This is a genomic window from Nocardia aurea, from assembly GCF_003123685.1.
GTDB classification, from domain to species: Bacteria; Actinomycetota; Actinomycetes; order Mycobacteriales; family Mycobacteriaceae; genus Nocardia; species Nocardia aurea.
The window spans coordinates 519,273-542,784 of record NZ_QCYJ01000084.1 but is presented as its reverse complement, the minus strand read 5'-3'; the positions used below and the strand labels follow the sequence as shown (position 1 = coordinate 542,784).

At 69.1% G+C, this 23,512-nt stretch carries 9 protein-coding genes; 2 read left to right on the top strand and 7 right to left on the bottom strand.

Annotation, left to right across the window (positions count from 1 at the left end):
- Positions 1-17: 17 nt before the first annotated feature.
- Together DAT37_RS15530 and DAT37_RS15525 are read right to left on the bottom strand one after the other, a co-directional pair.
- Positions 18-18,311, bottom strand: a complete 18,294-nt coding sequence (locus tag DAT37_RS15530; RefSeq protein WP_109525400.1) for a WXG100-like domain-containing protein — start codon at positions 18,309-18,311, stop codon at positions 18-20.
- A 27-nt stretch (positions 18,312-18,338) separates the two neighbouring features.
- The gene (locus DAT37_RS15525; RefSeq protein WP_109525399.1) at positions 18,339-18,650 is read right to left on the bottom strand and encodes a hypothetical protein; all 312 of its coding nucleotides are present in this window, start codon (positions 18,648-18,650) and stop codon (positions 18,339-18,341) included.
- Between the two features lie 220 nt (positions 18,651-18,870).
- On the opposite strand from DAT37_RS15525, the gene dtd reads away from it, so the two are divergent.
- Positions 18,871-19,302 (top strand): D-aminoacyl-tRNA deacylase, encoded by a 432-nt coding sequence (gene dtd / locus DAT37_RS15520; protein WP_109525398.1) that lies wholly within the window; start codon positions 18,871-18,873, stop codon positions 19,300-19,302.
- Between the two features lie 166 nt (positions 19,303-19,468).
- A complete protein-coding gene (locus DAT37_RS15515; protein WP_232839762.1) occupies positions 19,469-20,998 on the top strand; it encodes a hypothetical protein in 1,530 nt (509 codons plus the stop codon).
- Positions 20,999-21,229: 231 nt separating this feature from the next.
- Here DAT37_RS15515 and DAT37_RS15510 read toward each other — a convergent pair whose 3' ends face one another.
- The 5 genes from DAT37_RS15510 to rplN form a co-directional block, all read right to left on the bottom strand.
- Entirely contained in the window at positions 21,230-21,460 is a 231-nt protein-coding gene (locus DAT37_RS15510; protein WP_109525656.1) for a hypothetical protein, read from the bottom strand.
- Positions 21,461-21,962: 502 nt separating this feature from the next.
- Positions 21,963-22,148 carry a type Z 30S ribosomal protein S14 gene (locus DAT37_RS15505; RefSeq protein WP_109525397.1) on the bottom strand — a complete coding sequence of 62 codons (186 nt, stop codon included), beginning with the start codon at positions 22,146-22,148 and terminating at the stop codon, positions 21,963-21,965.
- A gap of 4 nt (positions 22,149-22,152) precedes the next feature.
- Positions 22,153-22,716 (bottom strand): 50S ribosomal protein L5, encoded by a 564-nt coding sequence (gene rplE / locus DAT37_RS15500; protein ID WP_109525396.1) that lies wholly within the window; start codon positions 22,714-22,716, stop codon positions 22,153-22,155.
- Position 22,717: 1 nt separating this feature from the next.
- Complete coding sequence (gene rplX / locus DAT37_RS15495) at positions 22,718-23,035, bottom strand: 50S ribosomal protein L24 (protein WP_109525395.1); 318 nt, start codon at positions 23,033-23,035, stop codon at positions 22,718-22,720.
- 1 nt (position 23,036) lies between these two features.
- On the bottom strand, positions 23,037-23,405 hold the full coding sequence (gene rplN, locus DAT37_RS15490; RefSeq protein ID WP_109525394.1) for a 50S ribosomal protein L14: 369 nt from the start codon (positions 23,403-23,405) through the stop codon (positions 23,037-23,039).
- Between the last annotated feature and the right edge of the window lie 107 nt (positions 23,406-23,512).

Sequence of the window (23,512 nt, the reverse complement as noted above, 5' to 3'; positions counted from 1 at the left end):
CGGCCGATCCCGCAGTCTCACGTGAAGACCTCCGCGCGTCGTGCCGTATCCGCCCAGAGATCCCGGATGAAGCGGCCGATATCGAGTTCCTCGGGCAAGGTGCGATAGGTCAGTCGGCACAGGATCGAAGCACCATCGGTGACAACGAATTCCGTCCGCCGCCCCGGGCCCTGGACCCACTCCACCGTGATCGGCCCGTCGAGGTCGAACCAGAATCCGCCGATCCGCGCCACCAACCTGGAGTCGTGGCGATACAGCACGACCATCACGTCCGCGAGTTCGCCATAGACGCCCGACTCCTGCCGGTAGCGGATCGCGGTCGCTTGCAGCGCGCCGGTGTCCGGATCGAATTCGGCGGAGACGCCGTAGCCCGCGAACGGGCGGACCAGCAGGGTCGATTCGGTGTCGCTATGCCCGTCCGGGACTCGACCGTTCTCGGGCTGCCTTCGACGGTTGTCTCGACCGGCTGTGGGCAGGCCGGACATCCCCGGGGGCGGTGGGATCGTCGGAGTGGATCCTTCCTGCGACCAATCGCCCTGCGGCGGGTTTACTGTCGGCGGTATGCCGTTGCCCGGCAGAGGAATTCCCGGCTGGGCCTGGGTTCCGGGTTGCGATCCATGTGCGGGTGGGATGTCGGAGGGTGTCCATGGAGTCGGCGCAGCAACCGGATTCGGCGGAACGGGGTTGCCGGCGTTCCACCCGTTCGGTGGGGTATGGGCAGTGCCGCCCGGTGAGACGTGTGTGCCCGGCGCGAGCTGCCCATCGGTGTCGGGCAGCCACGGGGGCGGAGCCTGGTCGCCGGGGGCTGTCGGGAATGTCGGCCAACCGGACGGCATTTGCCCTCCGGACTGAGGTTGTCCCGTCGGCTGGTCCTGACCTGCGCGATCCGGTGGAGCAAACGCATCAGAAGGGGTCGGCCAACCAGGCGATCGTTGCCCGGGTATCGGATTCTGCCCGTCGGGTCGGTGTTGTCCGGCGGACGGCGTCAGCCAGTCAGGTCGCGCCTGATCGACCGACGGAGTCAGCCCTTCCGGCGGATTCTGCGCTTCCGGCTGAATTTGTCCACCGGGATGATCCAGCCCGGTAGACGGTGGCGTCATCCAATCAGGAGTGTGCCCGCCTGGCATAGCGGGCGCGTCGGAAAGTGGCGTGAACCAATCCGGCGGAACCTGCCCAGCGGGCTGATCCTGCCCGGCGGAAGGCATCAGCCAATCCGGAGGAGTCGGCGCGCCAGGCGGAACCGGTGTGGCGGAAGGCGGCGTCATCCATTCCGGAGGGACCTGCTGATCGGGTGGAGTTGGCCAGGCGGACGGAGTCGGCCCGGCGGGCGACGGCGTCAGCCGATCGGAAGGAACCTGTTCAGGCGGGGTCGGCAGACCGGGCGGAGTGGGCCCGGTGGTCGGCGTCATCCATTCCGGAGGAATCTGCTGATTGGGCCAAGTCGGCCCAGCGGGTGGGGTCGGCCGATTCGGCGGCGTCTCGGCAGGTGGGAAACCGGGCCACGAGCCGGGAGGGATCGGGGGCGGCGGCAGAGGTGAGCCGGGCGGGACCGACTGATCCGGTGGAACAGTGCCCGGCGGGCACGGTTCAGCAGGTGGCGGGTCGGTGCACGGTGGTGGGTGCTGATCACCGGGGGGCGGTGTCGGGATCAGGTCGGGCGGGCACGACGGGTCCGGCAGCCCTTGTTCCGGTGGCGGGTTTTCCGATGGCGGAGGTGTGGGTTGCGTTGGAGGGAGGGGTAATTCCGGTCGCGGCGACCCCGGTCCCGGCGGAGTCGACGGAGGCGGAGTCGACGGAGGCGGAGTCGACGGGGGCGGGTCGGGCTGATCCGATGGAGGTTCGGGCAGGGGCCAGGGGCCCGGATCGATCACCCGGATATCGAGCGGCGGCGGGAATTCGACGTCGTAATCCTTCGGCGGATGCGGAATATGCGAGCGCAGTGCGGAGCCGGGCAACCGATCGGGTCGGCGGCTGCCGGGATCCGCACCGTTCGAGGACGGATTGTCGTCGTTGTCGCCACGGCGACCGTTCCCGTCCGATGCCTCTGACGGTTCGGCGCTCGCGGTGTCTCCATCCGGTGCGGAGGGGCTTCCGGGCGGCGGGACTCCATCCCTCGCAGCCCGGACCGGTGGATCGGGATGATCACCCTCGCGAGAGTTCGCGCTCGACTCCTCGGTAGCGGGCTCAGCGGGCTGGTCGGCGAAGTGGCGGTGCGCTTCTTCGGCGTCGAGGTAGCGTTCGGCGGACTCGCGCAGGGCCTCGATTCTGGCGACCTCGCCGGCCATCTCGTCGACACGCATCGTGCGTGACAACAACCCCTCGACCACCTGGTCGACGGATTCTCGTGACGCCAGATCCTCCGGGTTCACCGGCAAACCACGCATCGCCTCGGCACGTGCGGCTCGGGCGGCCTCCCACTCGGCCGCCGCTCGATCCGCCGCATGCTGCCGGTCGACATCGGCGGGCGACGGCGAATCAGCGGTGGCATCGTCACGACCGACGGCGGCACCTTCCCGCGACGGCGAACCGGAAGCCGCATCGTCACGACCGGCAACCACGCCTCCGGGTGACGGCGAACCGGAAGCCGGTTCACCAGGATCAACGGCAGCGCCGGACTCCCGCGCGGTCGATCGGGCCGGATCGGATGGCGGAGCTGCGTGATCGGGGGGTCGGCCACTGGTCGCGTCTGGCGCGAGGTCATGGAGCGCGTGCGCTTCTTCGGCGTCGAGGTAGCGTTCGGCGGCCTCGCGCAGGGCCTCGATTCTGCGGACCGTCTCTGCCATCTCGTCCACGCGCATCGTGCGCGACAACATGCCTTCGATTGCCTCGTCCACGGACTCGCGCGATGCCAGATCCTCCGGGTTGACCGGCAAACCACGCATCGCCTCGGCGCGCGTGGCTCGCGCGGCCTCCAACTCGGCGGCTGCGTCCTCCGCCGCCCGCTGCCGGTCGAGATCGGACAGAACGTGCTCGGGATCGGAGACGGTACCGGTGACAGATTCGTCCGGCAACGACGGCGATGGGGGGATAACCTCCGCCGCATCGTCGGGGGTCGAGGCACCGGGGGCACGTTCGGAATCCACGGGATCGAGGTCGCGAGCGCTCGCCTGTCCCTCGTCGCCCGTTTCCAGCGGCCACACGCGACGATCCGACGACCGGTCGGTGTTCGTCGACGCGTCACCGTCAGTCGTCGGCGCTGGGTTCGTCTCGCCGGGCAACGCGGGCGGCGAATTCGACGGACCCGTGGGCAGTGCTGCCGGGCCGCCGTCATCCGGGTCGCTCGATGGCCCGTCGGGATTCGACGGGATCGGGCGTGGCGGTGTCTCTCCGGCGCTTTCCGGCGGGCTCCAACCGGGGGCGATCGGGACCGGCGGGGGCGCGTACGGGATTCCGGCACGCCAGTCGGTGAGCGGTGGGCGGTCGGCGTCCCAATGGAAGCCGAGACCGACCGCGTGCACATTCGCGTCGCGCCATCCGGCGTCGGGACGCTGACGCAGGTAGTCGGATTCGGCGAGTGCGTCGCCGAGCAGGACCAGGTCCTGCGGCAGTGGTTCGCCCGCGATGAGGCGATTCCACGCTTCGGCCACGTCGGCCAGGCGGTCCATCGGCCTGCGCGTGTAGACGGCGTGCGGGTCGGCGTGATCGCGCACGCGATGCGCGTCGCGCATCAGGTGATCTTTGATCTGCTGGATCTGTTCGCGTGTGTAGACGGGCGTGTCGTCGCGAGGGTAGGCGGCGAGCGCTCGGGCGATGGTGTCCTCGGGGGTTTCGCCGGGCAGGCGATCACCCGCGAGATTGTCCGGGAAATCGTGCGCGAGCATCAGATCCGCGATGTCGGCGACCGTATCGCGCACCGCCACCTCGTCGTCACTGGCGAATCGGTCCGCGAGTTCTGCGGCGACACGGTCGATTTCATCGTTGATGCGGGCGATCTGCGCATCGACGTCACCGGTCGGATCGATACCGCGATGCCGCAGGACCAACTGCTCGCGAATCGCGTCGACGATCTCGCGGGCCGCCGCTTCCTGACGTGCCCTGCGGTGGGCTTCCAGACCGTCGGCGATCGTGTCGATGTCGGAGTCGTCGGCGAGGAAACGGTCGTATTCGGCGTCGGCCCAGTCTTGAACACGCTGCCAGGCGGCGACGTCGCGATCCCACTCGGCTTGCAACGCGGGCGGGATGTCGACCCGGCCCGCGGGCGGCGCGTGATCGGCCGGATCCCACGGACGGAACATCGGCTGCACATTCCGTTGCGGCGGAGCGAACCACTCGTAGTTCGCGAAAACCGTTCCGAACGGCGGAATATGCTTCAGCCAGGGACGTTGCTGAACCCATCGGCCGATCTCCGGGTGTCTCTGGATCCACGCCTTCACCGCCGGATGATTCGGCACCTGCGCCGCCATGAGGATCAGGCGCACCACATTGTAGGAATCGGCACCCCAGTGCTGGCCGAAAACCTCGACACCCGCCGGCACCCCGGAGGTGTCGTACTGCGACGGTGCCTGCGGCGCGTGGACCGGTAGTGTGCTCTCCGGAATCTGGCCCGCCGGAACGTCATCCGTCGGCAAGGTGATGTCGTTGACGACATCCTCCATCGCCCAGCCGCTCACGCCGTCCGGCGGATCCTTCGGGGTGAACTTCTTGGGCAGGGTCGCGCCGTCGCGCCCGGTCGTCCAGTCGGGACGGGTCGGATCGACCGGGTGCCACCGGCCTTCGGAATCACGCCACCCGGTCATGTCGAGGCGGTTGCCGTCGCGCCAGCCCGAACTCAGTCGCTCGACCTCGGGCGGGGTCATCGGTTCCGTGCGGACTCCGCCATTGCGATCGGCGAGCACTCTGCGGTATTCGACCGTCGTCTCCGCGCGCACCACGGCCTGAGCGACCGCCGAATCCGTGCGCACCGCGTGGTCGAAGGCCCGATCATATTGGGTGCGTGGGGCATACGGGTCGGGCCTGGTGCCGAAAACGACGATACGAGGCCGCTCGCCTTCGATGATCCCGACGCGATCGGTGACCATCCTTCCGCCCTCCGCCTCGATCTGGCGACGCCACTCGCCCGCGAGCCCCGCCATCTCGTCCTGGAGTCGGCCGACGAGATTGTGCGCGCGGGCGACGTCGGCGGCCGCGTCGGCCAGCGCGTCGACAGCGCGCAGGCGTGCCGGGAGTTCATCGACACGCAGAGCGCCGGAACGCAATTCGGCATCGATACGATCGCGCAGGTCGGCGATCGTCTCCTCGAGATCACGGGTGAGGGCCGTCTCGTCGGGAGCACCGGATTCGTCGACGACGCCGAGGCGGATCGCGAGATCGTCGCGCATCGTCCGGCGTGGCTTGACGCGCTGGAGTTCGGCGGCGCGCTGCCTGGCCAACTCATCGATCCGCGCGGCCGCCTCGGCGCTCGCAGGACGATGCACGGCGATACCGGCGTGTTCCAGTTCGGAGAGGCGCTGCTCCGATCGCCGCACCTGTTCATCGAGTTCGTCGAAGCGGTCCGTGGCCTCGATGAGTTTCTCGATCGCCTCGCGACGCGACCGCTGCGCGTCGGCGTCGGCGAGTCTGCGGTCCTGCCTGCTCAGCTCGTCGATGCCGCCGGTGATATCGACTCTGTCGGTGCCTGTTTCGGCGTGCATCGCGCGGATGGCGTCCTCGCGACTCTCGGAGTCGCGCGCCGTCCACGGCACCGAATCGTCCGGGCCGAGACCGATTCTGTGAATCAGATCGTCCGCACGCCGATCGGCTTTGGCGCGCACGAATTCCCGTTCCCTGACCAACTCCTTGTGCTCGGCGAGCAGGCGATCGTATTCCTGGATGAGCCCGATCCGGTCGGCGAGTGCGGCCACCTCGGCGTGCGCGGCGAGGTAATCGGGCACCAACCGGCCGAATTCGGCGAGGGCGACGGCCTGTTCGTCGGTCAGACGCCAACCCGACAATTCCCGAAGTGTGGCGGCGATCCGTTCGGGCGCGAGGGATTCCGCGTCTCGGATGGGGAGTCGGTCCGCCAGTTCGCGCAGACGCTCGGCCAGTGCGTCGCGGCGTGCGACGGCCTCGGCGTGCTCGCGGACGGCATGGGCGGAGTCGTCACCGCCGTCCCGGGTCGGCGGCGCCGGATCGGAATCGGCCTCCGATACCGTTGGGCCGTCAGGTCGCCCGCTGCCGGGGGCGTCGCCACGATCATGAACCGGAGACGCGGAATCCGCGTCCGACGCTGCTGTGACGTCGGGGCGCCCGCTGTCGGCACCGGCATCACGGCCGTCGATCCGGGATGCGGATTCGGGATCCGCCTCCGATACGGGTGGGCCGTCAGGTCGCCGACCGCCGGAAGGCTCATCGCGATCGTGGATCGGAGACGCGGACTCGGAATCCGGCGGATCGGCTTGTCGAGGGGCACCGGAAGGCGAATCGGTGGCACTCTCGCGCGCCGAAATGTTGGACTCGGCGTCGCTGTCGGAACGGGCCGAATCGTCGTGTCGTTGCTCGCCGGGGGTGGGATCCGTACCGGGGTCGTGGGGAATCGACGCAGAGTCCGCGGGGACTTCGGTGTTGTACTCGGCGTGAACGGTGATCGCACCGTTCTCGTCCATCGCCAATCGCAGTTCACGGATCTCTACGCCGGGCATACGCAACAGGTCGGCCAAGCCGGGGTCGGCGGTGAGCGCTTCGGCCAGAACCGAGGCCGCGTCGGCGGCGCTCCAGCCCGCGACGAGGTAACGGGGTGGGTCACCGTCGAGCACACCGAGTCGGTGGTCGCCGATGAGATGCGCGCCAGCGTCGAGCAGTGCGTAGCGTTCCACGGCACGCAGCAGCGCGGCGTCCAGAAGATCGCGGCGCGCGCTCGCCTCGGCTGCGGCCTGCTCGTCCCCGGCTTGCCTGGCCGCGTCCGCTTCTCGCGCCGCGGCACTGGCGTCGGCAGCCAAGCGGTTCAGCACCGCCTGCCGGAATTCGCGCTCGGAGGAATCGTCGGAGCGACCCCCATCGGTTCGTTCGACCTCCTCGGTTCGACTTTCCACGGGGGTGCTGTCGCGCCGCGTGCGATCACTGAAATCGGAGTCGCCGGGATCGTCCGGTCGCGCCGCGCCCGCCGGGGGGTCGGGCGGCTGGGAGGGCGGTCCGGAGGGGGGTGACGCGGATGCGGGGTCGGGAGGGTCGTCGCCGTCGTCGTCGGGGCGGATGTTTCCCCGGTTGTCGTCGCTGTCCGGCCGTGGTTCCGTCTCGGAGTGTCGTCCGTCGGGTTCGATGCCCTGATCGGCGGGAAGCGGTTGTGGCGCTTCGCTGTCCGGACGCAGTGTGTTCGGGCGAGCCGGACCGGTGTCAGGTGCCCCCGAATCCGCGGGCGACAATTCCGTGGGTGGCGTATCCGCGGACGCCACGTCTGCGGGCGTATCCGTAGGCGGACGATCCGTGGGCGGCGTCGCAGGTTCATCGCGCGACGTCGAAGGTTCGGCATCGTCTCGCGGATCGAGTTCGCGGGCAGGGCCTTCCGGGCGACGCCCGGTCGCACCGTCGGGCTCCGCCGAGGGCGGACCCGCTCTGCGTGCGAGATCAGCGAAGAACTCCTGATTCCGACGACGTTCCTGCGCGGCCTGATCCGCGATATCCCGATCCAACTCGTCGAAGGCGTCGTTCACTCGACGACGAAGTGCCTCGAACTCCGCGTCGGTCGACTCGGCCCGCATCCGAGCGACCCACTCCTCCAACTCCGCGCGACGATCGGCACTCCACTCGTCGATCTCGGCGCGACCGCGGGTGAACCATTCCGACTCGCCGCGCCCCGGGTCACCGGGATCCGGGGTCGCCCGTGACGCCGGATCGGCGGGTGGCTCGTCCGAGCCCCCGTCCGATCGGACAGTCGGGGTTTCGGCTTCATCGATCGATGCCATATCCGGTGGGATCTCACCGTCGACAAGTGGTTGCGGGCGCGTCGACTCGTCATCGGCGAGTGGCGCGTCCTCTCGGTTCCGGTCAGGAATGGTCCGCTCCGCGTCGGGATCGCCGACCCGTCGGTCGGGCTCTACCGGATCGATGACCGTGTCGTCACTACCGGGCAACGGCATACTCGCATCCGCGACGGTCTCGTCACTGCCGGGCGGCGGCCGAGTCGGATCCACCACCGTGTCAACGCCACCGGGCAACGGCTGTGTCGGATCGATGACCGTGTCGTCACCACCGGACAACGGCCGAGTCGGATCGATAGCCGTGTCGTCACCACTGGACAACGGCAGAGTCGGATCCTCGACCGTGTCGTCACCAGCGGGCAACCGCCGAGTCGGATCCGGCCCACCCGGGGGCAGCCCGGGCCGAACCGGCGGGGTCTGCGGCCCGACGGGGCGTGGCGCGTACGGGATATCCGCGCGCCAATCCGTCAGAGGCGGGCGGCTCGCGTTCCAATCCAGGCCGAGGCGGATCGCATGCTGATTCGCGTCACGCCACGTGGCGATCGGGTTGTCCCGCAGGAAGTCCGATTCGGCCAACGCGTCTCGCAGCAACAAGATGTCCTGGGGTAGCTGGGTACCCGCCACCAGCCGGTTCCACGCTTCCGCCACGTCGGCGACCACATCCAGCGGTCGGCGTATCAGCACGCCTTCGACGGGATCTCGGACCAGATGATGGTCGTTCATCAGGTGGTTCTTGATTCGTTCGAGGTCGCTCTCGCTGAACGCGGGCTGATCGTCGGCCAACTGGTCGGCGACCAACCGGACGATCTCGGCACGGTCGGCCCCGTCCAGCGGGGTTCCAAGCACGTCGCGCAGGTCGGCGACCAGGCGCGCCGCGTCGCCCGGCTCCTCGTCCACCAGGCGGCCGGTGAGTTCCTCGACTATCGCGTCGACCTCGGCGGTGACGTCGTCGCGGCCCGCCAGGCCGCGCAGCCGTTCGAGCAGTGCGTCCGCGCGCGCGAGCCGCTCGGCCTCGTTCAGTCGTGCGAGGTTCTCCGCGATGATCGGAATATCGCCGTCGTCCGCGCGGATTCGCGCGTATTCCGCATCGGCCCATGCCTGAACCCGCGCCCACTGTTCCTGTGCGGCACGCTGACGCTCGCGGAACGGCTCGGAGAGATTGCCGTCGTCGGCGACGTGGTCGGCGGGGTTCCATTCCCTGGCCATCGGCTGCACATCCGGGCGGGGCGCGCGGAACCAGGGATGGCCCTTGAATCCGGGGCGAACTCGTCCGGGGTTGTCGGGATCGGCGTACCAGGTGAAGCCGGAGAGTTTCGCGGTCTCCAGGATGATGCGCATGGTGTGGTAGAAGGCGTCGGCGAACGGCAGGGAGTAGCTCGGCACATCCTGATTCGGGCCTCCGCCGGGAATCTGCGGCAGCAAGGCCTCGTTCACCGCGTTCGGCGCGGGATTGTCCGACGGATCGACGAAGGGATCGGCCACCGCCGCCTGGAACGGATTGACCGCCCACCCGCTGACCCCTTCGGGAAGATCGCGCGGGGTGAACGTCTTCGGCACGGTGCCGTCGTTACGCCCGGTATTCCATTCGGGTAGAGCGGGATTGACGTCGTTCCACTGGCCTTCGCCGTCACGCCAACGCGTCAGGTGTATGCCGGGATCGCCGCGTCCGGGTGGGGCGGTGACGAATTCACGCACGGGAGCGGTGGTGTCGACCGCGCGCCAGTTGCCTTCGCGATCGGAGACGATCTGCCGGTACTCGATGGTCGTTTCGGGCCGGACCATCGCCTGGGCCAGCGCGCCACTGCGGCGCAGCGCGTCCCTGAGCGCGGCGTCGTGGTCGGCCAGCGGCGCGTCGATATGCCCGCGCGGCGCGACGACGATGATGCGCGGATGCTCGCCGTCGACCAGACCGACCCGGTCGGTGATCCGTCGCGCGCCCGCGGCGTCGAAGATCTCGCGATTCGCGCCCGCCAGTTCGGCCATCCGATCCTGGATGCGGCCGATCTCGTTCTCCGCCCGATCGACCCGGTCGGCGGCTTCGGCCAGCAGCTCGAGATTCCGTTGATGCAATAGGGTTTCGTCACCCGAGACCGGTCGCCGGGCCAGTTCGTCCAGTGTCGCGGGGAGTTTGTCCGGACCCAGACGATCCAGCGGAACCTCCAGTCGGCCCGCGACATCGTCGCGCATCGCCCGCAGCGGCGACAGGCGCAACACCTCGGCGGCGCGTTCGCGGCCGAGTCGGTCCAGTTCGGCTGCCACTTCCGCACTGGGTCGCCGATCCCCGGTCGCGCCTTCGGCTTCGAGCGCCGCGATGCGCCTGTCCAATTCCGTCAGCGCGTCGCTGGCCGCGATGAAACGCTCGGCCGCCTCCTGCAAACGGAAGATCGCCTCGCGTCGCATCGCCAGGATCTCCGGACCGACCAATTCCGGTGTCTGCCTGGCGCTCTCCTCTCCCGTTCCCGGAACATCGCGGACGCCGACCACGGAGTCCAGCAGTCGCTGCAATGTGGGTTCGAGCCGGTCGGGGCCGAGTTCCCGGTCCATGGGATCGCGGCCGTCACGCCGGTCCTCCCCGTGCAGGCCCTGCCGTTCGGCCCTGTCGTTGCGCTTGGCGCGCCAGAACTCGCGTTCGCTCGCCAGTGCAGCCCGCTCACGGATGAGGGCTGCGTACTCGGATTCCGTTGTGCTGTTTGATGGTTCGCGAACCCCGTCGGCGCTCGGCTCCCTCGTAGGATCGGACTCGGTCTGGTCGGCGGGACGGGGCGTTCGCTCACCGTCCGGGCTGGTCTCCGCCACGGAACTCTGCCGCCGATCGGCGGGAGCGGTCTCGTCGGCGGGACGCGGCAGCCGCGCCCCCTCGGGGTCGGACTCCTCCACGGGGCGTCGCTGCGCATCGGCATCGGAACGTGGTTCGTCGGCGGGGCGCGGCTGCCGCTCACCATCCGGAACGGTCTCTTCCGTGATAGGCCGCTGCCGATCCGGCACGGTCTCTTCCGAAGTCGGCCGCTGCCGACCGGCGTCGAAACGCGCTTCGTCGGCCGGACGCACCCGCTCATTCGCGGCATCGCCGATCTGCGCCGGAGGCCGCTGCTCCCCCTCGGGACCGGCGTCCCCCGGCCGCTGACGGTCAGCACCCGAGCGGGTCTCTCCATCGGACCGTTCGGGCCCCGATTCCGCAGCGGGACGGAACTCGCCCTGCCCCTCGGAACGAGCACGCTCCCCGGTGGTCGGAAGGTCGCGCACGGTGACCCGGCCCGCGCTGTCCACTTCGACGAGCCGGTAGTCGATGCGCACGCCGCGGTCGTGCAGCATACGACGGGTGTCGGCGGAGATGACCGCGTCGGGATCGGTCAGCGGGGAGGCGACGACGACTCGGCGGCCATCCGGCGACAAGCCGACGCCCTCGCTGATCATGTGCGCGCCCTCGGCGGCGATCACGTCCCGTGCGGCCAGCACGCCGGCGACCGTCCTGGCTTCACTTTCGGCGCGCAAGGCCTCGTACAACCGTGACAGTTCGGGGCGAATCCGGTTGACCGCCCTGACCGTGTCGTTGAGCGCGGCCTGCGCGGCACGCAGATCGTCGAAATGCGCGACCATCCGCTCCGGCGGAACGTCCGCGGTGTCGCGCAGCCGCTCGACGCGCTGTTCGGCCGCGCGCATCCGCTCGTCGACGGCGCGCGAGATCTCACCGGGCGTCGAACCGTCGGGGTCGATGCCCAATCCGCGCGCGAGCTCGCCGACCCTGGCCTCGGCGACTCGCCGGGCCACGACGGCGTCGGCGATCCGTTCCCCGGCACGGGTCAACTCCGCGCGCACCGAATCCGTTGTCGGCTCATGGGCGGTCACCTCGGGACGCGCCGGGGAGTCGCCGCGTTCCGGAACCGTCGCGTCCGCGGCCGTCGCGTCCGGAACCGACGCGTCCGGAACCGTCGCGTCCGGAACCGTCGCGTCCGGGTCGGGACGCCCGACAGCGGCGTCCTGATCGCCGCCCACCGGGGGTGTGCGGTGCTCGAATCCGTCGCCACCGGACGATTCGGGCTCCTCAGGCAACGGCGCGGCCGATACCGGGGGTTTCGTCGGCGGGTTACCGCCGCCACCGCCGGATTGCGGCTGCGGTACGGGATCGTCCGATTCCGCCCGCGGTGACCTGTCCGTCACCGGTCCCGTTCGACGGGAGGTCCGGTCGGCCGAATCGTCCGCTCCCCGGGTGGGAACCATATCGGGCGGCTCGGCACCGTCGACCGGATTCCGCTGCCGAGTGGCGTCGGTGGGCGTATCGCCCGGATCCGCGAGTGGAGTCGCCTCCGGCCGACTGAAACGGACAGTCGCGCTGGTGTGCTCGCCGGGCGGACCTTCGAGCGCGCCCGGACCGAATTCCACCCGGGTGAAGCCCATTTCGGCCGCGAGCCGCCCGGTGAAGGTGGTCAGCGCCGCCTCCTCCGGGGTGTCGAGGAACAACTCCTGGATCGCGGCGTTGAAGGCCGTCAGGTTGTCGTCGAGACCACCCTCGCTGAACCATTGGGCCTCGATGACGCGAACCCGATGACCGAGTTCCCGCATCATGTCGGCGAACATCACCCGGCCGGACGGGGTCGCGGGCCCGCTGCGCACCACGACATGCAGGACGCCGTCCGCGTCGACGACACCGGAGATCCCGTAGCGCTGCGCGCCGCCGTAACGATTCACGTAGGCCGTGTCGCCCTCGCCGATCTCCACCTCGGGCGCGGGGGACGGCGCGGGCCTCGCGTGCTCGCCGATGTCGTCGAGTCTTCCGAGTGCGTCATCGAGCCAGTGGGGGCGCAGCATTCGCTCGAACTCGGGCCGAAGCGCCTCGACCCGATTCCTGATGTCGGCGATCTCGGTCTCGGTCAGGTGGTGGTCGACGACCTCGATCGTGCCGTCGTCACCGGCACGCAGGAAGTGGGAGGCGAAGGGGCTCAATGTGTCCGGGGTCAGCGTGCCGTCGAAGGCGCGATGGTTGCCGATTCCGACGACACCGTCGTCGGGACCGATCATCCAGGTGCCCGCGTCGCGGTCGGGGATCTGTGCGAGCGCGTCGACCAGCCCGAGCGCGCGACCGCCGTCGGTGTCGTGGAAGCCGAGTTCGTGCGCGTCGATGAACATCGGAAACCGTTGCCGCGCCGTGGTTCCGGGGAGATTCTGGTGATAGACGACATTCGGCGCGGCGCGGAACGCTTCGGGTACCGGTGCGCCGACCGCGCGCGCCAAGGCGGAGAACAACTGTTCGGCGTCGGCGTGGCGCGAGCTGATCATCGTCCGGCGAATCAGCTGGGTGCCGTCGTTGTAGGTGACCAGTTCTACCCGGCGCGGGGTGTGCACCGAATTGCCCGCGTCGATCAGCCGCACCGATTGTTCACCGGAGGCCATCGCGTTCCGGACCGTGGCGTCGAAGGAATGGATGCCGTGAGCCCTGTCCCAGTCCGCCCCGTATGCCTCGCCGTAGGTGAGACCCGTCGGATCCGCCGCGAGTCGCTCGACCAGTGGCCGAAGCGCCCGCATACCCGCCTCGTTCGCGTGGCGATCGAGTTCGGCGGCATTCACGTCGGGATCGAGTCGCGCGGCTTCGGCCCTGGCCCGGTCGAACGCGTCGCTGTAGGCCGATTCCTCCGGAGTGACGGGGAGGTCGTGACCCGCCGCGCGCAGCTGTGTGCGCGCGACGATCTCCATGGCGTGGGCCCTGGTCTCCTCGTCCAGCATCGCGTCGACGTAGTCGCGCCGTGGCAGCAGCATGCGGTCCCTGGCGCCGCCGGGGGTGTCACGCGCTCGCGCGGTGTCGGCGTGGATGGCGCCGTGCACCAGCGCGGCCAACTGCTCGGCATCGGTGGCACCGGCGTCGAGTCGCAGAGTGCGCTGCGACGGCAGGTACCGGTTCTCACCGTCTGAGCCGTGGACGACACGCACACCGTGGCTGTCGAGTACCCCTTCGGCCCATCGGCCGACCTCGGTCGTGGCCAGCTCGGCGCGGATTCGCGCCACATCCGCGTCGACGGACGCCGCGCCGGGATCGTGCGGGACCGGCGCGGGACGGGCGGACGACTCCGGACCGGCATGCGGGTCGGCGGTATTCACGAGCACACGTCCGTCGGAGTCGACACGCACATCGAGACGAATGTGGTCGCTCTCGGCGCGATCGATGATCGCGGCGACCTCGGGGGCGGTTTGCGCCCGATCGAGCACACCTTGGTGTTCGCCGGGCGGCGCGACGACCAACACGCGGTCCGACACCAGGAGCAGTTGCTCGGCGATGGGCCTGGCGTCGGGGTCCGATTCCGCTCGAATGGCCGTGTATTCGCGCGCGCCACGGGTGGCGAGCTCGCTCTCGCGACGGTCGACCGCGTGCTCCGCCGCGTCCCGCTGATCGGCGAGATCGGACAGCGTGCGCAGATCGTGTTCGGTCCGGCGCAACGCGGCGGCATCGTCGGCGGACAGGTCCGGCGAACGGAGTGCCGCGGCCACGTCGGCGTGCCGGTCGGCGATACCGCGATCGAATACCGGGCGCGCGGCGGTCGGATCGACCCCTACCGACGTCGCGAGCGTCGTCACTCGGGCGGAGATCTCTTCCAGCGCGAGCAGATCCGCGCGCACTGCCAGGGCGTCGGCGCGCAACCGCCGGGCGGCGTCGGGGTCGGCGGGCCGGTGGACTTCGTCCGGTGGAGGCGTGTCGGCACCCTGTGCGCGTGGCAGGCGCTGCTCGCTCCAGGCGTCGCCGTAGAAGCGGGTGTAGGTCGCGCCGTTGTCGAACTCGAAGCGCGCCAGCGGTTCCCGCAGCGCGTCGACCGCCACCTCGTGCGCGATCGCGGCGATCTCGTCGGGCGAGAGCTCCGGATCGGACCGCAGCAGGCTGAGTTCGGCCCGCTCGTAGGCATCGGCGTAGACGGCTTCGAGCTGGTTGGTGCTCACCTCGTAGCCGATGGCACGCAGGTCACGGGCGAGTTGGAAGCGGCGACCGGTGGCCGCGGCCTCTTCCTCGACCATCGTCCGGACGTAGTCCTCGCGCGACATCGACCGCACCACCTCGGCGCTGTGCGGTGTCAGACCGTCGACGAATCGCTGCGCGTGCACGGACTCGTGCGCCAGCGCCAGCACCTGCCCGATGTGGCTGTTCCCCTCGGTGAACACGACGGCCGCCAGAGCGCTGCGGCGGAACGAGCCGACCCGGCCGTCGGCAGCCGGGTTGTGATCGTAGAGGTCACGTACCGGTCCTGCGTCCAGCGCGGCCAGGATCTCGCGGCCGGTGGGAGTCTGGGCGAGCAGATCGCGGACCTGATCGCGGTGGTCGTCGACCGAACGGCCGATGCGGGGCGAGGACTCGGTGTCGGCCAGGGGGTGCGAGGCGTCGTCGGGCAGGGCGTTGCCGTCGGCGTCGAAGAGCACGGCCGAGACACGGTTCAGTTCGGCCGGGATGTCGGGCGGGAAGCCACGGCGCACGCCGACACCGGGATCGCTGACCTGGACGGTGCGTTCACCGGTCACCGGATCGACGTGGGTCCGCATGGTGTACGCGTGCGCGCCGACACCGTATTCGTCCAGCACACCGTGGTATTCGTCGACCACGAGCGCCCATTCGGCCGGGTTGTTCGGGTCGAGGAGAGCCTCGGCGATCTCCTGGTGCCGGGCCACGACGGTGTCGCCCTCGGCATGCGGCACGGGCACGTCGTGCAACCTGCCGCCGGTATGGGCTTCCAACTCCGCTCGCGACATGCCCGCCGGACCGACGTCGTCGGGGACTCGCACGGTCGTGCTTCCGGTCTCGCCGACGATCTCCGCCAGCGAGAGCACCACACACTGGCCGCGTCGAGCATCGTCGTGGTGCGGGAGAGAACGATCCGGCGCGGCGTCGGCCGGTTCCGGGCCGGTCCTGTCGTCGGTGTCGCGGTGGGCGCTGTCCGAGCGGGCGGTGTCGCGGGGAGCCGCGGGGGTGTCGATGCCGGCCGCGGGGATCAGAGCGAGCAGGCTTTCCGGCGAGACATCGGTGCCGGTGTCGTCACCGCGCTCCGAACGCGCGGGCTGGTTCGCCGAATCAGCGGGTGGCGCGGTGGACTCGACACGTCTTCCCGGTGCGGCAGCGTCGCGGCCCTGCTGGTCGGCCGTGCTGTCGCGGCCCTGTGGACTGGCCGCGCTGTCGGCGACTGCGGCCCTGCCCGCGAAGGGGGTAGCGGGACGGCGTGAATCGGTCGCCGCGCCCGCTCGGTTGTCCGGCGATCCGGCGGTCGGACGGTCGCCGGTCTGCGCCGCGCCCGCCTGCGGCGCACCGCTGCTCGCGGTCTGCGCGGAGGTCGACGCGGGATTCGTGGTCGGGCCAGGATTCGCGGTGGCGGGGGAAGCCGTACCCGAGGTGGGGGTTGCGGTGGTGCCGAGCGGAGTCGGTGAACCGCCGGTGGTGGGGGTCGCTCCCGGCATTCCGGGCGTCGCGGGTGGGGACTGCTGTGTCGCGTCCGCTCCGCGGTGGGCATCCGAGGTGGGCGCGTCCCGGGTTGTCCGGTCCGGGCTCGCCGCGTCCGCTCCGCTCCGATCCGTGCCTGACGTATCCGCGCCGGCCCGGTCCGAACCCGACGCGTCCATGCCGGTCCGGTCCGCACCTGACGCCTCCGCTCCAGGCCGGTCCGAACCCGACGCGTCCATGCCGGTCCGGTCCGCACCTGACGCCTCCGCTCCAGCCTGGTCCGAACCCGACGTATCCGCGCCGGTCCGGTCCGCGCCTGACGCCTCTGCTCCAGGCCGTTCCGGACCCGAGGCTTCCGGGGCGCTTCGGTCCGGAGCCGCCGCGTCCGCCCGGTCTGCGGCCGATAGGTCGGGGGTACCGTCTCGCGACAGGGTCGCGTCCTGCGTGGCGGGGGTATCGGCTGCGCGGGTTTCGGGGGTGGTGTCCTGGGTAGGTGAGCCCGACGAGTCGCTTCCGGTATCCGGTGACGTCCCAGCGGGTTTCGCTTCGGATGACACCGCTGGATCCGTGACGCCATCGCCCATCGGTGGCGAGTCGGCACTCGGGTGGGGAGTTGAGCCGTCGACCGGCGGTACCGGACCGGCGGACGCGTCGTGGGTCGCCGTCTGCCCATCGGCGGGGGCGAGATCGGCAGGGCGAGCACCGGGCAGATCGGATGCCGGCGCGACGCTGTCCGGCCGAGCCCCCGGATCTGTCGCGCTCGGTTCGCCCTCGCGGCGGTCACCGTCGGAATTCGCCCCCGGTTCCGCACCGGGAGCTCCCCGGCTCGTCTCGCCGGATTCGCCCGAATCCGTTCCGCCCGTGAGCGGCTCACCGTCCGGTCCGAGAGCGTCCGGCCCGCGAGCGTCGGGACCGCGTCCGTCCGGTCCGAAGGCGTCGGGCCCGAACCGATCACCGCCGAAAGCGTTCGCGTCGGCGGGATCTATATCGAGTCGTGGCGAGCCGCCGATGCGCGGGCTCGGGTCGGGGTCGGAGGTCGGCGCGGGATACCACTCGGGATGTCTGTTCTGGTAGAAGCCGTCCGCCATCGCCCTGTTACCGCCGGAGAGTCCGCCGTTGGACACACCCGCGGTGAGCATGCGCGGATCGAATTCGGTATTTCGCGCGTTCTCCCACGCGGTGCCCCACCCGTCCTGGTAGGCGTCGATACCGAACTGGGTCACCACGCTCGCACCGAAACCCGCACCGGCGCCGACCGCGCCCGCACCGGCGCCGGTCACAACCCCACGGACGACGTTCGGCATCGCCTCGGGCAGTCTGCGCCCGAGCCAGTCGCCGAACGGGCCGGCCGCGCCGGCGCCCGCGGCCGAACTGACCGCCGTCACGGCGACCTGCTCCCAGTTGAAGCCGTTACGGTGATTCTGGGTGACCTGGTAGCCCTGGATGCCGACTTCCTGGAAGGTGCCGATGAGGGTGTCCAGCGCCATGTGCCGGACGATGAAGGTCGCCACCTTCTGCCCGACGAGTTTGGCGAGATGCTGGATGATCCGGTTCATCAACCGCTGGGCCAGAATTCGGATGCCGACCCGGGTCAAACCGATCGCCGCCGCCTGCACCGCGGGCGCGGTCGGCGGAAAGGCCCATGCCGCGGCGAGTTCGATGGCGAGCAGCGCCAGCGACGAGATCATCATCAGCTGGGCGTAATCCATCTCGGTGCCGACCGCGTCCGCCGAGGCGGCCATTCCCTCGAAATACTCGATCAGCTTTTCCAGCGACTGGTCACCGCTGCGCAGTTGATCGAAAGCCGCGGTCATCGCCGCGAGGCCTTCCCCCTGCGGATAGGCGGCGATCGAGGCCGCCTTGGCATCGTCGATATCGTCGAGGATGGCGCGCAGCCCACCGGCGGCGGTGCGCCAGTCGTCGGCGATACCCCACATGCCCTCGGGTTCACCGGCGGGCCAATCCGAACCGGCAACCCACTCCAGCCAGCGCAGATACCCGGGTAACTCTGCCATCAGCGGCTACGCGTCCGTCGCGGCCGGTCAGTCGAACTGACTCTCGTTATCCTTTTCCAGCTGCCGTAACTGCCTCGCCGTGTCGTACTGGGTGGTGCTGAAATTGTCGAAGGATCCGGCGATCGCCGCGGCGCTCGTCTTCAGGTTGCCCCTCGACGACAGGTAGCCCTCCGGACCGTCGGAGAATCGCCTCCCCATCTCGTCGTCCCCCCAGGGCGCGCCGCGACCGGCCAGCGAGGCGTCCAGGGTACCCATCACGGTATTGATGGCATCGCGCACGCGGCCGGTTTTACCCGCCGCGATATCCAGCAGATTCGGGTAGTTCTCGACAGTGCCCATGAGTACCGCTCCTAGGACCGCGTGATGAGCACGGCCGCCACCTGTTATCTCGATGTTCGCGTCCGCCGACCATGCCAGCGTCAGACGACAACCGAGTAGCGCCGACATGAACGAGCAGTGCCGCCGAACCGACATCCATCCCGAATGATCCGATCCCGCAACGGCTCCCGCCGCCGGGTCGCGGTGCGGGCGCACCCCCGTGACGTGCGAGGATCGGACTATGCGGGTACTGCTGCAACGCGTCACCTCCGCCCGGGTCACCGTCGACGACGAAGTGGCCGGGCGGATCGAGCCGAACCCGCAGGGCCTGGTAGCTCTGGTCGGCATCACCCACTCCGACGACCTCGCGACGGTGAAAGCGCTGGCGGACAAGGCCTGGCGCTTACGAATCCTCGACGGCGAGCGTTCGGCCGCCGACCTGGACGCCCCGATCCTCGTGGTCAGCCAGTTCACCCTCTACGCCGACACCGCGAAGGGTCGCAGACCGTCGTGGAACTCCGCGGCCCCGCGCCCGCACGCCGAACCACTGGTCGACGCGTTCGTCGACGAACTACGTGCCCTGGGCGCCACGGTGGCGACGGGCCGCTTCGGCGCGGATATGCGCGTCGAACTCACCAATGACGGTCCGGTGACGGTCATGCTGGAGATCTGACCCGGTCGGCTCCACCCGCTTTCACAGGCTGCCTCGCCCTATCCGCCCGACCGAAGGAATCCATCGCGAGTCCACGGAACGGCCCAGGTAAAACCCTTTCCGCAGCGGCGACGCCCCGCATGTGGCACACTCTGCGATCAGCGAGTACGTCCTTATGACGTGGCGTGTGCGGAAGGTGATGCGCGAGTTGGAGATCGCGATGGAATTGAGTGCGATCGAGCGTCGAGCGGCGGTAGACCGCAGTACGGCACGGGACAGGTCGGCCGAGAGCGAACTGGCTCTCGCGGCCACGCTGTGCGAACTGGCCAAGGCGCTGCTGGCGACGAGAACCAACGGGGCCCCGCGCGACCGTACCGCCGATGCGATCGCCCCGGCCCAGGAAGCCGTCGGTATCCGGCTGCATTGGCTCGCCAATGGACAGGTCACCGCCCGTCATGCCGGTGATGTGCAGGAAGCGTTGCGCGTTTTCGAGCAGGCCACCCGCCAGACCGGGCACCGCGAACTCGCCGTGAGCACCATTCGCAATGCCTGCCACACCTATCGGCAGGTGGCGCAGCAGTACCCGCACGTGGCGGGGACCTGTGCGGACGGACTCGGTAAATGCGGGGTGTGGCTGGGCAGACTCGATCAGGATTCCGCCGTCGCCGCCACCGCGGACGCGGCCCGCATTCGCGCGGATCTGGCGGGCGCGACGCCGGAGCTGGCGGGGAAGTATCTGGCCAGCCTGAGCACACTGCTGCGCACCTTGATGGTGGGGCGTTCCCGCAAACAAGCGATATCGATGTATCGGGAACGGTATTCGTCGTTCACCCCGATGAGTTTGCAGATCCGGCTGCGCGCCTGCGCGGTCAACGATCTCGATCTCACCCCGAAATCGTTGGCCGCTCTGCTGGAATTGGAATGCCGGACGCTGGAGCAGGCCGGGCGGGTGACCCAGCAGCAGATCCTGCGAAAGACCTCCGGTGATCTGTCGACCGTCGAAGAGATTAACTGGCGGTTGGCGCTGGTCGGCATGCGACCGTTGACACCGGGCTCCGATCCGGAACCACCGTCGATGCCGGTGGAGATCGGGGCGACCTTCGGCGCGATCGGTGTGCGTTGCCCGGATCGCGATGCCATCGCCAAGATCAAAGCGGCCATCACCGTGGCGTACGGAACCGACGACGTGCAGCCGGTCGACAACGCCACATATTCGGCCGAGGCTTCCGAGTCGGCGATCGGAGCGGCCGAACTCAACACCGCGAGCACACTCGGCGAGGATGTCGTGGTCATCGAGATGTCCGACGGCGGCTGGATCACCGTGATGAGCCTGAACTGGGAACTCACCCCGGTAGGCAAACATCCACTGGCCCTGCGTCTTTCGCAGGACTGGCCGGTCATCACGGTGAACGCCACCGAGAATCTGTCCTACGAACTGTGCCGGTACGACGGCGGCAAGCCGACCGAATACGCGGCACTCGGCCGACCGCCGGGTTCGGCCACCCTGGACGAGCCGTTGCGGCCGTTGGACTTCGAATGGCTGTCCGCCTACGGTGCGCATTTCGCCACCGAGAACAAATTGCGGGTCGCCTTCGGCAACACCAAGAGTTTCGCCAACCTCACCTATCTGCCGGAGGCAGGTATCCGGCAGATCCGCAAAACGGTGCCGCTGATCGATCACGATCACGTGTTGTTCTTCCGCAAGAGCCCTTCCTGATCGGTGCCCTCGTGGGCGCGTGGAAGAGGACTGTCGTGCGAGAGTGGTAGCGGGCGGGCCCGGTCCACGCGGACATTCTCGGCCGCGCCTGACGGTGTCCTGTCGGGCCGCGGCGAGAATGGCCGGCCAGGCCGGGCCCTTCCGCCGACTACCCCTTCCCTCTGCCCCGCCAACAGTAACTCGCAGCGCCCCGAAAAACGCCCCCGGTGGCGCGAACTCGGCGATCCGCGGCTACGGCAGCGGAATCCACTGGCCGAAGATCCAGAAGCCGTGCGGCGACGGCTGCTGCTGACGCTGTTGCTGCGGCTCCTGACGCTGCGGCTCCTGACGCTGCTGTTCGGGCACCGCTCCGCGGCCGCGATCGTCATGTCCCGGATCCGCGCTCGCGACACCCGCGCCGAGCCCGAGAGCGGCCAGCGCGACTCCCCCGACCATCGTCGCCTTCGCCACCTTCGTCTTCAGCACCCGCATATCGATTGCTCCTTGTGTCATCCGGTCGCGTGGTCGTGTTCGACCCGCACCATCGACCTTCGTCCCCCGACCTCGAGGTAGGCCGAGTCCGCGCTGGGAAGTCGCTGGCAGCGGGTGGAACAGCTACCGACGAGATCGCCCACCCGATCGATTCACGGGACGGGCCGGTCGCCAGGCAGGGGGTGGCCTGGCCGAACATCAGGAATTCACCAACCTGATCTGGAGGTCAGGAAAGTCCGATTTCGTGACGCCGGATTTCTCGACACCCAAGGAAGGTTGCCGGAAAAGTCCACCCGATCTAATCCGCCTGTTGATCGGAAAGTGGAGGCCAGAGGATTCCGACGCGATCCGGGCCGAATACCCCTTCCCGATCGATACGCCTGGTCGGACCTCGAATTCTGAGTGATCGGATAGGAACGCGTCTGAGCACGGACTCGGCGAGTCCGTGCTCAGACGCTGTGTTCAGTTGGGTGCGCCCATTACGGGCGCGGGCTCACCAGGAGCTCTTGTGCACGCCGGGGAGCTCGCCGCGGTGCGCCATTTCGCGCAGGCAGATGCGGCAGAGGCCGAACTTGCGGAAGACCGCGTGCGGGCGACCGCAGCGCTGGCAGCGGGTGTAGCCGCGGACCGCGAACTTCGGCTTGGCGTTGGCCTTGTTGACCAGTGCTTTCTTAGCCATGTGCTCAGTTCTCCTTGAACGGGAAGCCGAGGTGCTTGAGCAGGGCACGGCCTTCTTCGTTATTGGTCGCGGTGGTGACCACGGTGATGTCCATACCGCGCGGACGGTCGATGGAGTCCACGTCGATCTCGTGGAACATCGACTGCTCGCTCAGGCCGAACGTGTAGTTGCCGTTGCCGTCGAACTGCTTCGGCGACAGGCCGCGGAAGTCGCGGATACGGGGCAGCGCGATGGAGACCAGGCGGTCCAGGAACTCCCACATGCGATCGCCACGCAGGGTGACCTTCGCGCCGATGGGCATTCCCTCACGCAGCTTGAACTGCGCGATGGACTTGGTCGCCTTGCGGATTTCCGGCTTCTGGCCGGTGATCAGCTCGAGATCCTTGACGGCGCCGTTGATCAGCTTCGCGTCACGGGCGGCGTCGCCGACACCCATGTTCACGACGACCTTGACCACGCCGGGGATCTGCATGACGTTGGCGTAGTTGAACTCGCCGTTCAGCGCGTCCTTGATCTCGGCGCGGTAGCGCGCCTTGAGCCGGGGCTGGACTTTCTCGGAGGTGGTCATATCAGATGTCCTTCCCGTTCTTACGGGAGATCCGGACGCGCTTGCCGCTCTCCTCGTCGGTGCGGTAGCCGACGCGAGTCGGGTTGCCGTCCGAGTCGACGATCATCACGTTGGACACGTGGATCGGAGCTTCCTGGGTCACGATGCCGCCCGAGGAGGCGCCGCGCTGGTTGGCCGAATCCGCGACGTGCTTCTTGATCCGGTTCACGCCTTCGACGAGGACCTTGTTGTTCGCCGGGTAGGCCTGGATGACCTTGCCCTTGGCGCCCTTGTCCTTGCCCGCGATGACGAGAACGGTGTCACCCTTGTGCACCTTCATGTCAGAGCACCTCCGGAGCCAGCGAGACGATCTTCATGAACTTCTTGTCGCGCAGTTCGCGCCCGACCGGGCCGAAGATGCGGGTGCCGCGAGGATCGTTGTCCGGCTTGATCAGCACGGCCGCGTTCTCGTCGAACTTGATGTAGGAACCGTCCGGACGGCGGCGCTCCTTGACGGTGCGCACGATGACGGCCTTGACGACGTCACCCCGCTTGACGTTGCCACCGGGGATGGCGTCCTTGACAGTGGCGACGATGATGTCGCCGATTCCGGCATAGCGGCGCGACGAACCACCGAGAACGCGGATGCAAAGGATTTCCTTCGCTCCCGTGTTGTCGGCGACGCGCAGCCGCGACTCCTGCTGAATCACTTCAGCCTCCTTGACCTGGACGTATAAGCACGCCGGATTGCCGACCCGACGGGCATGGTCATGTCACCACCCGAACGCGCGCCTACCAGCGGTTTCATCGGATCCGA

Bases quoted from the DNA above. Each gene is read 5' to 3' on its own strand.
- rplE (WP_109525396.1), bottom strand. From the start codon at position 22,716: ATGACCACCTCCGAGAAAGTCCAGCCCCGGCTCAAGGCGCGCTACCGC.
- DAT37_RS15505 (WP_109525397.1), bottom strand. From the start codon at position 22,148: ATGGCTAAGAAAGCACTGGTCAACAAGGCCAACGCCAAGCCGAAGTTC.
- dtd (WP_109525398.1), top strand. From the start codon at position 18,871: ATGCGGGTACTGCTGCAACGCGTCACCTCCGCCCGGGTCACCGTCGAC.
- DAT37_RS15530 (WP_109525400.1), bottom strand. From the start codon at position 18,311: ATGGCAGAGTTACCCGGGTATCTGCGCTGGCTGGAGTGGGTTGCCGGT.
- rplX (WP_109525395.1), bottom strand. From the start codon at position 23,035: ATGAAGGTGCACAAGGGTGACACCGTTCTCGTCATCGCGGGCAAGGAC.
- DAT37_RS15525 (WP_109525399.1), bottom strand. From the start codon at position 18,650: ATGGGCACTGTCGAGAACTACCCGAATCTGCTGGATATCGCGGCGGGT.